The 16,245-nt window shown below is 40.8% G+C and carries 12 protein-coding genes; 7 read left to right on the top strand and 5 right to left on the bottom strand.

Annotated features, from left to right (window positions below; all coding sequences use genetic code 11):
- Positions 1-2: 2 nt before the first annotated feature.
- The 4 genes from I5M19_RS01125 to I5M19_RS01110 all read left to right on the top strand — a co-directional run bounded on the left by I5M19_RS01125 (position 3) and on the right by I5M19_RS01110 (position 4,836).
- Positions 3-1,550, top strand: coding sequence for an acyl-CoA mutase large subunit family protein (locus I5M19_RS01125; protein WP_200063189.1), 1,548 nt, complete (start codon positions 3-5; stop codon positions 1,548-1,550).
- A gap of 318 nt (positions 1,551-1,868) precedes the next feature.
- On the top strand, positions 1,869-3,293 hold the full coding sequence (gene dnaA, locus I5M19_RS01120) for a chromosomal replication initiator protein DnaA (RefSeq protein WP_200063187.1): 1,425 nt from the start codon (positions 1,869-1,871) through the stop codon (positions 3,291-3,293).
- A gap of 123 nt (positions 3,294-3,416) precedes the next feature.
- Complete coding sequence (locus I5M19_RS01115) at positions 3,417-3,872, top strand: nuclear transport factor 2 family protein (RefSeq protein ID WP_200063184.1); 456 nt, start codon at positions 3,417-3,419, stop codon at positions 3,870-3,872.
- A gap of 103 nt (positions 3,873-3,975) precedes the next feature.
- Entirely contained in the window at positions 3,976-4,836 is an 861-nt protein-coding gene (locus I5M19_RS01110) for a DUF4349 domain-containing protein (RefSeq protein WP_200063183.1), read from the top strand.
- Positions 4,837-4,874: 38 nt separating this feature from the next.
- Here I5M19_RS01110 and ettA read toward each other — a convergent pair whose 3' ends face one another.
- Positions 4,875-6,557 carry an energy-dependent translational throttle protein EttA gene (gene ettA / locus I5M19_RS01105; RefSeq protein WP_200063181.1) on the bottom strand — a complete coding sequence of 561 codons (1,683 nt, stop codon included), beginning with the start codon at positions 6,555-6,557 and terminating at the stop codon, positions 4,875-4,877.
- 440 nt (positions 6,558-6,997) lie between these two features.
- Here ettA and I5M19_RS01100 point away from each other — a divergent pair, with 440 nt between their 5' ends.
- Positions 6,998-9,535 (top strand): ATP-dependent Clp protease ATP-binding subunit, encoded by a 2,538-nt coding sequence (locus I5M19_RS01100; protein WP_200063179.1) that lies wholly within the window; start codon positions 6,998-7,000, stop codon positions 9,533-9,535.
- Between the two features lie 647 nt (positions 9,536-10,182).
- A complete protein-coding gene (locus I5M19_RS01095; protein WP_200063177.1) occupies positions 10,183-10,779 on the top strand; it encodes a hypothetical protein in 597 nt (198 codons plus the stop codon).
- A 12-nt stretch (positions 10,780-10,791) separates the two neighbouring features.
- Here the strand turns inward: I5M19_RS01095 and I5M19_RS01090 are convergent, their stop codons facing one another.
- On the bottom strand, positions 10,792-11,907 hold the full coding sequence (locus I5M19_RS01090; RefSeq protein ID WP_200063175.1) for a carboxypeptidase-like regulatory domain-containing protein: 1,116 nt from the start codon (positions 11,905-11,907) through the stop codon (positions 10,792-10,794).
- Between the two features lie 15 nt (positions 11,908-11,922).
- Complete coding sequence (locus I5M19_RS01085) at positions 11,923-13,032, bottom strand: carboxypeptidase-like regulatory domain-containing protein (protein WP_200063173.1); 1,110 nt, start codon at positions 13,030-13,032, stop codon at positions 11,923-11,925.
- A gap of 129 nt (positions 13,033-13,161) precedes the next feature.
- On the opposite strand from I5M19_RS01085, the gene I5M19_RS01080 reads away from it, so the two are divergent.
- A complete protein-coding gene (locus I5M19_RS01080) occupies positions 13,162-13,560 on the top strand; it encodes a hypothetical protein (RefSeq protein ID WP_200063171.1) in 399 nt (132 codons plus the stop codon).
- A 61-nt stretch (positions 13,561-13,621) separates the two neighbouring features.
- On the opposite strand, the gene I5M19_RS01075 is transcribed toward I5M19_RS01080, so the two are convergent.
- Both I5M19_RS01075 and recN read right to left on the bottom strand, forming a co-directional pair.
- Positions 13,622-14,434, bottom strand: a complete 813-nt coding sequence (locus I5M19_RS01075) for an enoyl-ACP reductase FabI (RefSeq protein WP_200063169.1) — start codon at positions 14,432-14,434, stop codon at positions 13,622-13,624.
- Positions 14,435-14,540: 106 nt separating this feature from the next.
- Positions 14,541-16,196: a DNA repair protein RecN gene (gene recN / locus I5M19_RS01070; protein ID WP_200063167.1), complete on the bottom strand. Its 1,656-nt coding sequence runs from the start codon at positions 16,194-16,196 to the stop codon at positions 14,541-14,543.
- Between the last annotated feature and the right edge of the window lie 49 nt (positions 16,197-16,245).

The following is a 16,245-nucleotide window of genomic DNA, read 5'->3' as shown; positions in this document are numbered from 1 at the left end:
CTATGAGCGAAAAAAAGATAACTACAAGTTCGGGCATCGAGATAAAAGAGGTTTATACGCAATCTTCGGGTATGAATGAGCTACCCGGTGAATACCCTTTTACGCGAGGCATTCAAAAAAACATGTACAGGGGCAAACCCTGGACCATGCGGCAATATGCCGGTTTCTCTACCGCTGAGGAATCGAATCAGCGTTACCACTATCTTTTAAAACAAGGTACAACAGGTTTATCGGTTGCTTTTGACCTGCCCACGCAAATAGGATACGACTCCGACCATGACCTGGCCGAAGGCGAAGTTGGCAAAGTGGGTGTAGCTATTGATTCTTTAAAGGATATGGAGGTACTTTTTGACGGGATACAATTACAGGATATTACCACCTCCATGACTATTAACGCCACCGCCGCCACCTTGTTAGCTATGTATATAGCCCTGGCAAAAAAACAGGGTGCGGACATCAGGCAGATATCGGGCACCATACAAAACGATATATTAAAGGAGTATGCCGCAAGGGGTACCTATATATACCCGCCCAAACCTTCCATGCGGCTGATAACAGATATATTTGAATATTGCAGCAAGGAGGTGCCGAAATGGAATACCATATCAATATCCGGCTATCATATTCGCGAAGCAGGGTCGACCGCCGTGCAGGAACTCGCCTTTACGCTGGCTAACGGCAAAACCTATTTGCAGGCAGCATTAGCTAAAGGCCTTCACATCAACGTTTTCGCCAAACGACTCTCTTTCTTCTTTAATTGCCACAATAACTTTTTCGAGGAGATAGCTAAGTTTAGGGCGGCAAGGCGCATGTGGGCACACATTACCAAAAGTTTGGGCGCAACCGAAGCGGGTGCACAAAAACTACGCTTCCACACACAAACAGGTGGTTCTACCCTAACCGCGCAACAGCCCATGAACAATATTGTGAGGGTAAGTAATCAGGCCTTGGCGGCGGTTTTGGGTGGTACGCAATCGTTACACACCAATGGTTACGATGAAGCGTTATCATTACCAACGGAGGCGGCGGCTAAAATTGCTTTACGTACCCAACAGATAATAGCCTTTGAAAGCGGCGCGGCCGATACAGTAGACCCATTGGCGGGTTCCTATTTTGTAGAGGCTCTTACCAATGAGCTGGAAAAAGCGGCACAGTTATATATAGATAAGATTGATGCCATGGGCGGATCGGTGACCGCTATAGAGCAGGACTACATGCAACAGGAGATCGCTGCATCGGCATATCAATACCAAAACGAGATAGAAAGTGGCGAACGGATATTAGTTGGCGTTAACCGCTTTACCCAGCATGAAGAAACAAATCCAAATGTTTTTCGTGTTAATGATGCCATTCGGCAGAAACAAATTGACAAGCTTTCCCGTTTAAGAGACGAAAGAAATAACACGGCGGTTAGCCTGGCTCTTGAAAACCTGGAAAACGCCGCCCGTGGAAATGATAACCTGATGCCATACATTTTAACAGCGGTTGAATGTTACGCTACCCTGGGCGAAATAGCGGATGTGTTGCGGGAAGTTTTCGGGGAATATTAAAGCGTTATTATCAAAAATGCAATGATTTAGTGCATATTTTTTAATATCCGCAATTGATAAAAATAGTGCAACTGTTGTTTAAACTTTTAAAAATGCCGTAGTACGCTTTAAATGAAGAAAATGCGGTTTCTCATGCGAAATATAACTTTTTCGCATCAATTTAAAGCAAAATTGAGGTTAAATTTTTATAAAAATATTTACCGAAAAAGTTGAAATATTATTTTTTTATCCGCTTTTTTTTAGAATATTCGATGTTCCGTTTCGGCTTAAATTATTGCTTACGCGAGGGCTGAAAATCAATATATTACTTATACTTATATGGAAAAAACTTGTACTAACGTTTGGAATAATTGCCTTCAGATCATAAAAGATAACATACCGGCCCAAAGTTTTAAAACCTGGTTTGAGCCGATAAAAGCATTGAGGATGGAGGGTAGTGTTTTGACGATACAAGTACCAAGCTTATTTTTTTACGAGTGGCTGGAAGAACATTATGTAGGCCTGCTACGTAAAACCATAAAGAAACAATTAGGCGACGAAGGCCGGTTGGAATATAACATTGTAGTGGAACAATCCTCGAGCAAGCCGTATACTACCAACATGCCCTCTAACGGGAATGGTGCAGAATCAAAGCACCAGTCAATGCCTGTGCCTATCTCTATAAATAAGGACATAAAAAACCCTTTTGTTATACCGGGATTGAAGAAACTGAATGTTGATCCGCAGCTTAACCGCAATTACACCTTCGAAAGCTTTGTTGAAGGCGATTGTAATCGTTTGGCCCGTTCGGCAGGTTATGCTGTTGCTGCCAAACCGGGTGGTACTTCATTCAATCCTTTAATGATATATGGTGGCGTTGGTTTAGGTAAAACCCACCTGGCACAAGCCATCGGCAACGAAATTAAACGCACACTGCCCGATAAACTGGTGCTGTATGTATCCTGCGAAAAATTCACCCAACAATTTGTTGATGCCTTAAAGCATAATAATATTAACGATTTTGTGAATTTTTATCAGGCTATTGATGTGCTGATAATGGATGATGTGCACAATTTTGCCGGTAAAGAAAAAACACAGGATTTCTTCTTCCATATCTTTAATCACCTGCATCAGTCGGGTAAACAGCTTATCATCACTTCGGATAAAGCACCAAAGGATCTGGCAGGATTAGAAGAGCGTTTGTTATCACGTTTTAAATGGGGATTATCTGCCGATCTGCAGATACCTGACCTGGAAACGCGAATGGCTATCCTTAAAAACAAGATCTATCAGGATGGTATCGAGCTATCAAACGATGTGGTAGAATACGTTGCCCATAACATTGATAATAACGTACGTGAGCTGGAAGGCGCGATGGTATCCCTGCTAGCGCAGTCAACTCTTAACCGTAAAGAGATAGACCTGAACCTGGCTAAGCAAATGCTGAAGAATTTTGTAAAAAATTCAGCCAAAGAAATTTCAATGGAATACATCCAAAGCCTGGTTTGCGAATACTTTGAGGTACCTATTGAAATGGTAAAATCGCCTACCCGCAAACGCGAGATAGTACAGGCCCGCCAAATATCCATGTATCTGGCCAAGGCACACACCAAAAGTTCCTTAAAATCAATAGGGCACTTTTTCGGGGGGCGCGATCATTCCACCGTTATTTACGCCTGCCAAACCGTTGAAGATTTGATTGATACCGACAAAAAATTCAAAGGCTATGTTGCCGATATCCAAAAGAAGCTAAAAATGTCCTAACCGACTTAAACTATATTGAAGCCCCGCATAAATGCGGGGTTTTTTTGTTATAAAGTTTTCATTAGACCAGTTTTATTGACTGGTGTTTTTATTTAAATTGCATCAAATCAAGCCTTTTAAACAATGAGAAAGACCTTACTCTCCATCCTTCTTATCGCGTTAACCTTCCCGGCTTTCTGCCAAACAGATACCGACGCCATTAAGCAAACCATTAATACCATGTTTGATGCCATGCGTAAGGGTGACAGCACATTGCTTAAATCGGCATTTGCAGACGGATTGGTATTTCAGAGCGTTGGCACCAAAAAAGATGGCTCTACTTTTTTAGAGAACGAGAAGCCCGATAGTTTCATAAATGCGGTAGGCACACCGCACAAAGATGTTTGGGACGAACGCATTACCTGGGGCAGTATTAAGATAGACGGACCCCTGGCCAGTGTTTGGACACCCTATAAGTTTTACCTGGATAACAAATTCAGCCATTGCGGCGTAGACTTTTTTCAACTGATGAAGACTACTGAAGGCTGGAAGATAATTTACATAGTAGATACCCGCCGAACTAACAATTGCCCGGAGTAGTACTACCTCCCATAATTGTCCGTTTGTAACATTTTGATTATCAAAGTCGAATGAAGGTTACTATTTATAGATACACGGTATAAATAGTAAACCAATTTAAATCATGAAAACAAAAACTTTTATTGTGATGGCGTGCATAGTTGTACTTGCGGCCTGCAAAGGAAAAAATGGTTACGAAGTAGTAAACAACAGTGATAGTTTTAATAAAACATCTATTACTGCCGACAGCATCGCAGATGTTACAGAAAAATTAGTTAAAACAGCAGATATTCATATTAAAGTTAATAATGTACAGCAAACAGGAGATTCCATTGCTGCTCTTACAGCAGCCTACAACGGCATGGTGATGCATCACCAAATGAATAATGATATATTAAACACCCATGATATAAAGTTAAGTGAAGATTCGGTTATGCGTATATACGCATTTAACACCACCGCCAATATGACCATAAAAATACCCTCTCAAAAAATGGAAGATTTTATGAACAAAATCAGCCACATGGGCATGTATGTAGCCAGCAGAACGATGGATATTGAAGATAAGACGTTGGATTATCTTTCGGCAAGACTAAAATTTGACAACCGCAAGGAATTGGTTGCTCAACAAAAAAGCGGAAAAATAACTATTAAAGACCCGGCAGGGGTGTTATGGCTAAAGGACGATATGGTAGATGAACAAATAAACAATCAAAAAATAAACTATGCTGTTAAATACAGCATTATCAGCCTTGATTTTTTTCAAAGCAATACCATTGTAAAGGAGCGGATAGCCAACGACGATCCATCAGCATATCACTTACCGTTTTTTCAGCGCTTAACTACGGCTATAAGCAATGGCTGGGTAATTTTTACAGAAATTATTTTAACACTGATTAATTTATGGGTGGTTATTTTGGCAGGTGTCGGGATATGGCTTTTATACAAAACCTATAAAATTAAATATAAAAATAATTTGGCCTGATAAAATAAGATCCCCGGCTATACGCCGGGGATCTTATTTTACACAGTTAGTTTTTTATACCTGATGCGTTTTGGTGTGGTATCGCCCACACGCTTTTTATAATTCTCTTCGTAATCGCTGTAGTTGCCTTCAAAAAAGTAAACCTGCGAGTTACCTTCAAAAGCGAGGATGTGTGTACATACCCTATCCAGGAACCAGCGGTCGTGACTGATGATCACCGCGCAGCCGCCAAAATCATCTAAGGCTTCTTCCAGTGAGCGCAGCGTGTTTACATCAATATCATTGGTTGGCTCATCCAGCAGCAATACGTTCGATCCCTTTTTCAACGTAATGGCCAAATGCACCCGGTTACGCTCCCCGCCCGAAAGTACACCTACTTTTTTTTGCTGATCGGCACCGTTAAAGTTGAATTTAGACACATACGCGCGTGAGTTAAGCGGACGATTACCTACCATAACATTATCCAGCCCGTCGGTTATATTTTCCCAAACAGATTTATTGGGATCAAGATCGTCGTGCATCTGATCAACATAACCCAATGCCACTGTTTCTCCAACACGGAATGTACCGGCATCTGCTTTTTCCTGCCCGGTAATTAAACGGAACAAGGTGGTTTTACCCGCACCGTTCGGCCCTATGATGCCTACAATACCCGCAGGTGGCAGCGAGAAGTTCAGATCCTCGAATAACACCTTATCTCCGTACGATTTGGTTACCCCATTTGCTTCGATCACAATATTTCCTAAACGCGGGCCAGGCGGAATAAACAATTCCAGCTTTGCTTCGCGTTCCAGTGTTTCTTCGGATGCCAGCTTATCATAATTACTTAAACGTGCCTTTGATTTAGCATGCCTGCCTTTTGCGCCCATACGTACCCATTCCAGCTCACGCTCCAGCGTTTTCTGGCGTTTGCTTTCAGTTTTTTCTTCCTGGGCAAGGCGTTTAGCCTTTTGATCTAACCATGAGGAGTAATTTCCCTTCCACGGGATACCTTCGCCACGGTCAAGTTCCAGTATCCAGCCGGCAACATTATCCAGGAAATACCTGTCGTGAGTTACCGCTATAACAGTTCCTTTATACTGTTTTAAATGCTGTTCCAGCCAGTCAATCGATTCGGCATCCAGGTGATTGGTAGGCTCATCCAGCAGCAATACATCCGGTTCCTGTAAAAGCAGGCGGCACAAGGCCACACGGCGGCGCTCCCCTCCGGATAGTACCGAAATTTTGGTCTCGGGTTCAGGGCAGCGCAGGGCATCCATGGCACGTTCCAGCTTGGTATCAATTTCCCATGCATTCACGGCATCAATCTTATCCTGCAGTTCTCCTTGCCGGGCCATCAGCTTATCCATTTTATCGGCATCACTGTAATATTCTTCCAATCCGAACTTTTCGTTTATTTCCTCATATTCCTTTAAAAGGCCAATAGTTTCTGCCGCGCCTTCTTCCACTATTTCCTTTACGGTTTTTTCAGGGTCAAGTTCCGGTTCCTGGCTAAGGTAACCTACGGTATATCCCGGCGAGAAAACAACTTCGCCAATATTGGTCTTATCTATCCCGGCAATAATTTTCAACAGGGATGACTTACCCGAACCATTTAAACCGATAACACCGATCTTGGCCCCGTAAAAAAAAGAGAGGTAAATATTTTTGAGCACCTGCTTTTGCGGAGGGTAAATTTTACTTACGCCCGCCATTGAAAATATGATCTTTTCGTCAGCCATGTTTACTTAGTTTATAATAAGAGCGACAAATATAGGGCTTGAATTGATGGTTAATAAATTTTCATGTAAAATTCATACAATAACTTGTATATTACAATGCAAATCGTTTGGTTTGTTATCACGTATATATAGATACAGTAGAGCAGGCCGCTGCATATGCCGTATTGTCATAAGTAATGACTATTTGCCCTGCTTGTTATATTAAGATACTATAATTCGTACTTAATTAAACTATTTTAACAAGACGCTATCATAATATAAAGCTTTTATTGCTTTGCTAAAACTAACATATATGTGGTTTCAGCTATTAAGTATCATAAAAATGTCTGTTTACAACAAACTGTAAAAGTTGGCAATATTGTTGATAATTGTAATAACATTCGTCTTGATGGATAAAAACAAATTTATAGATTAGGACGATCATAATCAGAAAGGTATATATGGAAGCTAAATTTTCGCCACGTGTTAAGGATGTGATACAGTACAGCAGGGAAGAGGCGTTGCGCCTTGGCCATGATTATATTGGAACAGAGCATCTTTTGCTGGGCCTCATCCGTGATGGTGACGGTGTGGCAATTAAATTATTAAGAGGGCTAACCGTTGATACCGCTAAATTACGCCGTGCTGTTGAGGATGCTGTAAAAGGAACAATTGGCACAAATGTACATATAGGCAGTATCCCGTTAACCAAACAGGCAGAGAAAGTACTGAAGATCACTTACCTTGAAGCTAAAATTTTCAAGAGTGATGTAATAGGTACTGAACATTTGCTGTTATCTATACTCCGCGATGAGGACAATATAGCATCGCAGATACTGATGCAGTTTAATGTGAATTACGAGATTTTTAAAAGCGAAGTAGAATCACATAAAAATGATGTGACCGACGAAATGCCGGGCTCACCTACAGGTGGTGATGACGACTTTAAGGAAGAAGATTCTTTTACACAGCCTAAAAAAGTATCAGATATTAAATCGAAAACTCCGGTACTGGACAACTTTGGCCGCGATTTGACCAAGGCTGCCGAAGAAGGACGGCTGGATCCGATAGTTGGCCGCGAAAAAGAAATTGAGCGGGTATCCCAAATATTATCGCGCCGTAAAAAGAACAACCCTATTTTGATTGGTGAACCGGGTGTAGGTAAATCGGCCATTGCCGAAGGGCTTGCACTGCGTATTGTACAGCGTAAGGTATCGCGTGTGCTGTTTAACAAGCGAGTTGTAACTTTAGACCTGGCATCATTAGTGGCCGGCACTAAATACCGCGGACAGTTTGAAGAGCGCATGAAAGCCGTAATGAACGAACTGGAAAAATCACCTGATGTAATTTTATTTATTGATGAGATACATACTATAGTAGGTGCAGGCGGCGCTTCGGGCTCGCTTGATGCATCAAATATGTTTAAGCCGGCCCTGGCCCGCGGAGAGATACAATGCATTGGCGCAACCACATTGGATGAATACCGCCAGTATATTGAGAAAGATGGTGCTTTAGATCGCCGTTTCCAGAAGGTGATGGTTGAACCTGCAACACCTGATGAAACGGTAGAGATACTTAACCGTATTAAAGAAAAATACGAAGAGCACCACGGTGTAACTTATACCCCGGAGGCTATTAACGCCTGCGTATCTTTAACTACCCGGTACATTACCGACCGCTTTTTACCGGATAAGGCAATTGACGCGCTGGATGAATCAGGATCAAGGGTGCATTTAACCAATATTCACGTTCCGCAGGAAATATTGGATATTGAGCAAAAAATTGAGCAGATAAAAATAGAAAAGAACAAAGTGGTACGCAGTCAAAAATATGAGGAAGCTGCCAAATTGCGCGACACTGAAAAACACCTGCTGGAAGAACTTGACCAGGCTAAAACCGTTTGGGAAGCCGAAACAAAATCAAAACGCTACACCGTATCAGAAGATAACGTAGCCGAGGTGGTTTCCATGATGACCGGTATACCGGTACAGCGTGTTGGCCAGGCTGATAGCGTGAAGTTGCTGAACATGAATGAAAGCATTGCCAGCAAAATTATAGGTCAGGATGACGCCATTAAAAAACTTACCCGTGCTATACAACGCACACGTGCGGGTTTAAAGGATCCTAAAAAGCCTATAGGTTCATTTATTTTCCTGGGGCCTACCGGTGTGGGTAAAACAGAGCTGGCAAAAGAGCTTGCCCGTTTCATGTTTGATACCGAGGATGCCCTTATACAGATAGATATGAGCGAATACATGGAAAAATTCGCGGTATCACGTTTGGTAGGTGCGCCTCCGGGATATGTGGGCTACGAAGAAGGCGGACAACTTACCGAAAAGGTTCGCCGTAAACCTTACGCTGTAGTATTGCTTGATGAGATAGAAAAAGCACACCCTGATGTATTCAACATTCTGTTACAGGTGTTAGATGAAGGACAACTTACCGATTCACTGGGCCGTAAGGTTGATTTCAGGAATACCATCATCATCATGACATCCAATATTGGTGCACGTCAGTTAAAGGATTTCGGGCAGGGAGTTGGTTTCAGCACTACCGCGAAAACTACTCAGGCAGACGCGCACTCCCGTGGTGTAATAGAGAACGCTTTAAAACGTGCCTTTGCACCGGAGTTCCTGAACCGTATTGATGATGTTATCGTATTTAACTCCTTAGGTAAGGACGAAATATTCAAGATCATTGATATCGAGCTTGGCTTCCTGTTTGGCAGGGTGAACACCTTAGGCTATAAAATTGAATTAACATTAGCCGCCAAAGAGTTTATTGCCGAAAAAGGCTACGACTCACAATTTGGTGCCCGTCCGTTAAAACGTGCCATCCAAAAATATCTGGAAGACCCGATCGCCGAAGAAATATTGAAAGGCGAATTAAGCGAAGGTGATACCATGGAAGTGGATTACGATAAAGAAGCCGACGCTATTAAGATCCTGGATAAAAACAAAGGCGAAAACAAAAAGCCTGAAGAAGAAGAACAAAAATAAGCATTAGCTTTATTGATAAATTTAAAACCCGTTTGCTTTGCGAACGGGTTTTTTTGTGCTAATAACGGTTTGGTATTTTATAATACACATTACTTAATATGTTATATACTTTGTTTATCAATTAAATTAAATTAGCTTTATATAACCTAAATCTATCTCTCAAATATGAAATTCTCATACTGCGCCTGCAAACAACACCCCAAAACAGCAAATCGCACCTATTAACAATTCAGAATTATCAGACTTTGCATTGGATATGGGTAACGTAAAAAAATTAACCCGGGGAGACACCATTAGTTATGTATTAGCTTAATGCCTCAAACCCCACATGCTACTCATTTTGAGAACATAACGATACAAGTAGAGGTTGCGCCTAATAAAATATACGATATTAAATGTGTGGCTATCATATATGAAACATTGTTAATACCTAAAATAAAAGTAGAGCCAGGAGAAACAATTACAGTAAACATTTTTTATAAAGGCTGATGAAACACCATCAAAAAATTAATAGTTACAGCTCTGTTTGTGTTAAATTAATCTTTAACACTAAAATGCTTTCGCTTTTGACCGATTAAAGAAGCCCATAGCAGTATTTTCACAAAATTAGTTGCATACATATAGTGATGAGATGTAAAATTATCTCGATGAAAAAAAAATTAATACTTATTTTTATGCTATCTGCCATTAATTTGGACACTTTTTCCCAAAAAATAAAAGCGGACGATCAGAAAGTTTTGATAACCGGGACGTGCATAAACTTTTTAAATTGGTACAAGCTAAACGCTGATAAATTACAAAGTGACCCTATAACAAAAGGCTTTAACACGGATTATAATGTAAAAAAGGATAGTATCGTGCGGATAGATATGCATGCTGTTGATGCCTATCTTAATAATTTTAAACAAGGTGGTTATGTTACTGATGCCTTTATAAATCATTTACGGACTGTTTATCAGAACGTGTCTGATACCCTTAGCCTCCATCCGCTTAAAGATTATTTTGGCCCCGTGCCCTATCTGGAGGCCGACTTGCTTTTCGGCTTTGATGTGGATGATATTCTGGCCCAAACAAAAGACGCCAAAGTAGTGAGCTACCTGCGCATCTATGACAAGGCACTCCTTTCAATAAAACTAAACTATACTACCGAACTGGTATTTTCGCTAACCAGGCAATCAAACAAATGGCAGATAGATTACGTAGGATTTAATGGTGAAAATAAATATAACATTGGCAGTCAGTAAATGGTATATTCTTTATTGAAGTTTATAATCCACCTTCGGACCTAAGTAATCCGCCTCTCCCCCATCTTGCGGCCAATAATCCATAGGTAACAGATCAGCTACACGTGTTACTGACCAGCCATTTTCAAAAAACACCCCCAATGGGTTTAATATGGTGCCATTACTATCGAAATAAAGATATTGATCTATAAAGCTGATTGTTGCCACAAGTATACCCTGATGTGTACGCAAATTAGACTCCTTAAATTTCATATGCCGGTAGGGGTAATAAAAAATATCCAACTTACCATTATTAGTTATGGCAAAAACACCTGGCCTGTCGGTTGCGTGCACATAATCTGCAACGTGCAGTGTATCCCAGGTGAATTTTTTATCAATATTTAACTTATCGAAATCTTTAAAGCAAAAGTTTCTGACCAAATAATCAGTATCTGCCCGGTTAGCCAATATTTCGCGTAAAAAATGCGTCACTGATCCATAATAAATATCCCGTCGGTTTTTTTTCCATCTTTCCTTTTGCTCAGCCGTGCCATCTTTCTCCTCAAAAAACACGGGGCCATCATACCCTACTTTTGCTGCCGTTTTATCCAACACAAAGCTATTTACAATATATCTTAGCTTATAGCCAAGTGCATCATTATCTATCTCCAAAAAATCTTCTGTACTTCCGGTAAGTACATTTTCATTTTTACTGAAGTGTAAGTCAATAACATCCGGATTAACAATTTCGCACTTTCTTGAAAAATCAGATGTACCCAAAAAGTATTCTTTGAACAACCTCAGTTTTCTGGCCCTTTTAGGATCGTTACCTATACGTACAACCTTCATCATGGTAACTTTAGGTTGCATCTTAATATCCGGCATTACTATGCTTTTGTTGATCATAACAGTTTGGGTGTATTTTTCGAAACCCACCACACTCACTATCAGATCATACTGCCCTGGTCTTAAGTTTCTTAGCGCAAAGGTGCCATCCTCACCGGATTTGGTACCAATAGTGGCATTGTTGAAGAACACACTGGCATTCGCAACAGGTTTGCCATTATTCGTGTTTATCACTCTTCCGGATAATTTAAGCTGTGAAAAACCCGCTAAAGGCATCAATAATAAAATGATAATGTATTTCATACTAACATAGGGCATTTATGGTTCGGGCATATAATCAACCGGTAATAGTTCAGCTACACGGCTTCGGCCCCAGCTGCCTTCAATAATTACTGCTTCGGGATTGGTTATTATACCGTTATTATCAAACAGGCCATACTTGCCATTGATGGTTAAAATAGATGTTAAATAATTGGACCGGTAACTTACCTTATTCACTCCTGAAAATATTTGCTCGCTTTCCTTCTTCTTAGTGTACATTATATACAGGCAGTCCTTAAATTGAATACCGAACAGTCCTTTTAAATTAGTAAGCGTCACAAAATCAGCTATTTTTAAAGGCTTGTTAATTAGTTTTTGTTCGATTTTTTTACTAACATCCATACCCGCTGTATAATTCGGATTAGGCTGTCTGATAAGGCGCAAAACTCTGAAACCACTTTCATCCAAATTGTTGCTGACAATTGAACGAAAGAAATGCATTGATGATCCTTCGAAAGTGTCTTTACGGCGTTTTTTCCATCTGCGTTTTTGGGAAGGTGTACCATCCATCTCCTCAAATAAGGTGGAGCCCACGAAATAAACGATTGAGGTATTATAATCCTTTAAAAAATCAGTAAGCAGATATTTTAAACGATAACCAAGCGCTTTATTCTCAATAACCAAAAAATCGTAAGAGCTGCCATGAAGTTGCTTCTTCCCCGAATCATAATCCAGATTAAGCATTTCAGGATTAAGGATGGTACACTGTTTGGCCCATTCAGTACTACCCAAAAATTCCTCTTTAAAAACCGTGTAATTTTTCTCAAAGTCAACGTCTGGTTTAATTTCAACCTCACTAAGCGCTATAGTTCTGGGTTTTAGATGTATGGTAGCCAGGTTAATATCTGTACCTTCCATTAACAATGTTTGGCGATAAGTTTCAAACCCCACCACACTAACTATCAACTCGTATTGTCCGGGTGGTACGCTTTTAAGCGTAAAGGAACCATCCTCGCTGGTATTTGTGCCAATAGTGGCATTGCTTAAAAATACGCTTGCATTTGGTATAGGTGAGCCATTGTCAGTATTGATCACCTTACCAGATATGCGCTTTTGTGCAAAACAGGTAACCGGCAATAAAAACACTATCCACAGAAGATACTTCATTCAACTAATTTAAAACTATTTTAATAGTTTATTAAACCTTTTCCGAATTATTTGTTCTTATAAGTAAAGACAATTTATTGACACGTATTGCCGGTTTTTATCGTCTTTACTAATAAACACCATTACCAAATGAAAAAACTCTTATCCATCTTATGTATTGCAGTTATCGCATTTACTGCATCATCCTGTAAAAAAGAAACGATTGTAGCGCCCAATAACAATCAAACAATTTTAGTAAACCTGCGATCACAGGACTGGGTCACCACTGATAATGGTAAAAATTACACCCAGATAATTGATGTGCCCGAGCTGGACAGTTATCTTACCGACCATGCGGGTGTATTAGTTTATCTCACAATTAACGACGGGGTGTACGAACAGGTACCCGAAGTTTACCAGGGGGTAAGTTACAGCTATACTTACAGCCAGGGAACTGTAGTTTTATATGCGCAATCTTACGACGGTGCACAAACCACACCTGTACCACCTAACGCCATTGCTAAAATTGTATTAGTTGATTCGAACTAAAAATACAAAGCATAAAAAAGGCGCTCCAAACGGGCGCCTTTTTATGCTTATTCTACAAGTCCTATTTTTCCATTTGTTCAATAACGGCCTGGGTAACTCCTGTAAAAGAGAAACCACCATCATGAAACAGGTTTTGCATAGTTACCATTTTGGTAAGATCTGAAAACATACTCACGCAGTAATCCGCGCATTGGTCGGCATCTGCATTACCTAACGGACTCATTTTTTCTGCGTAGTTTATAAAGCCGTCAAATCCTTTTACGCCGCTTCCGGCAGTAGTGCGTGTTGGTGATTGTGATATGGTATTTACCCTAACATGCTTTTTAACACCATATTGATAGCCAAAATTGCGGGCAATGCTTTCCAGGTAAGCCTTATTATCGGCCATATCATTATAATCAGGGAAAACACGCTGAGCCGCTATATAAGTAAGCGCCAGTACCGATCCCCATTCGTTAATGGCATCCATTTTCATGGCTGTTTGCAACACCCGGTGAAAACTTAATGCAGATATATCTAACCCCTTATGAGTAAAATCGTAATTATTATCTGTATAAGGTATGCCTTTGCGCACGTTAACGCTCATACCTATAGAGTGTAAAACAAAATCAACACCGCCGCCAAAATGCTCCATGCTTTTGGTAAACAGGTTAGTAACATCCTCATTGCTGGTAACATCCGCCGGGATAACGGGCGCATTGCATTCTTCAGCAAGTTTATTCAGTTCGCCCATGCGCAATGCCAGCGGCGAGTTGGTTAATACTATTTCGGCACCCTCGGCAACGCAACGCTGAGCTACTTTCCACGCTATCGACTGCTCGTTCAATGCGCCAAATATGATACCTTTTTTACCTTTTAATAAATTGTAAGCCATTGTTAGTGTTATTAATAATTGGGTAAAGTTAAAATTTATTTTATTGTAAAGTATGGTTGATGTTTTTAAGGTTTGCTTAACGCAAAGTTTGGCTATACAGTATTCTTTACATCAGCAATTCCCGTGCATTTTGCAAAGCGCTTTCCCCGGGGTTATCGCCGCTCAGCATTTTGGCTATCTCCAGTATGCGTTCCTGTTCATCCAGTTTTTTAATACGGGTATAAGTAGTTGCCTCACTGTCGTCCTTGTAAACAAAGTAATGACTTTGGCCTTTGCCGGCTATTTGGGGTAAATGGGTAATGGTTATTACCTGCAGGTTCTGCGCTAATTTCTCCATTACCTGCCCAACTTTATTGGCTACCTCGCCGCTTACGCCTGTATCTATCTCATCAAAAATAATAGTAGGCAGCGCGGTATATTCTGCAACTATAGATTTAATGCTCAGCATTAACCGGCTCAACTCCCCGCCCGATGCTACCTTGCTCATATCAGCCAAGGCATGCCCCTTATTAGCCGAAAACATAAAGCGGATAACATCAATTCCGTTTTTGGTAAGCTGCTGCACATCCGTGCTCTGCTCTATTTTAAGCACGGAATTAGCCATGCCCATTTCTGTTAAGCTTGTTAATACTTTTTGTTCAATAACAGGCAGGGCTTTTACACGATCGGCAGACAACTGCTCCGCTAATTTTTCCAGTTCCTTTTTATCATCGTTTATTTGTTTTTGCAGTTTTTCAACCGCCTCATCCCCAAACACGACTTGTTGTATCTTTTCCGACAGATCGTCCTGTATAGCCAGCAACTCCGCATTGCTGCTTACCCGGTGTTTTTTTTGCAGGCTGTACAAAATGCTTAAACGGCTGTTAACTTCTTCGGTACGCAATTCGTTGACCTGGGTTTGCTGTTCTATTATTTCCAGTTCGCCGGCTATATCTTTTAATTCGATAAGTGTGCTTTTAAGGCGAGAATGCAACTCCTCCACTTCGGGGTTAAACTGCTCTATCGCCAGCAACTGCTGTGCGGCCTCACGCAACTGAATTATGGCCGATGTTTCGCCCTCGTGCATTAAATAATGTGCACCTAATAAATTACGTTTTATTTCTTCAGCGTTATTTAAGGCATCCAGTTCCTTTTCCAGAAGCACCTGTTCGTCCTCGCTGATAGCGGCCTTCTCCAACTCATCAAACTGAAACTGGTAATAGTCCAGGTCGGCCTTTGCTTTTTCGCTCTGCTCAATCAACTGCTGTAATTGAGCCAGCGATTTTTTATACGCCCTGTATCTGGTTTGATAATCGGCTAAAAGTTGGGGATGCCCGGCCACGCCATCAACTACAAGTAACTGAAACTGCGGATCGTTTATTTCCTGTGTGGCATGCTGCGAATGTATATCTATCAACTTTTCGCCAAACTGTTTCATCAGCGTAAGGTTAACCGGGGTATCATTAATAAATGCCCGTGATTTCCCGTCAGCTGATATTTCGCGACGCAACACCGTTTCGCCGTCATAATCCAGATCGTTATCTTCAAAAAATGCGTTCAGGTGAAAATCACCGATCCGGAAAGCTCCTTCAATTACACATTTTTTTTGCTGGTTAAAAAAATATCGACTCTCGGCACGTTGGCCCAGTATTAATGATAAAGCACCCAGTATAATAGATTTACCCGCCCCGGTTTCACCGGTAAGTATATTTAGCCCCTTGTCAAAATTAATTTCGAGGTTATCAATAAGCGCATAATTACGTATGGTTAGCTTTTGAAGCATAAAAAAAGTATCCCCTTGTTATGAGGATACTAAATTACTTATTTTGATG

The organism is Mucilaginibacter segetis, from assembly GCF_016522075.1.
GTDB lineage: Bacteria > Bacteroidota > Bacteroidia > Sphingobacteriales > Sphingobacteriaceae > Mucilaginibacter > Mucilaginibacter segetis.
Note: the sequence above shows the minus strand (reverse complement) of the source record. Positions and strands in the feature narration are given on the sequence as shown.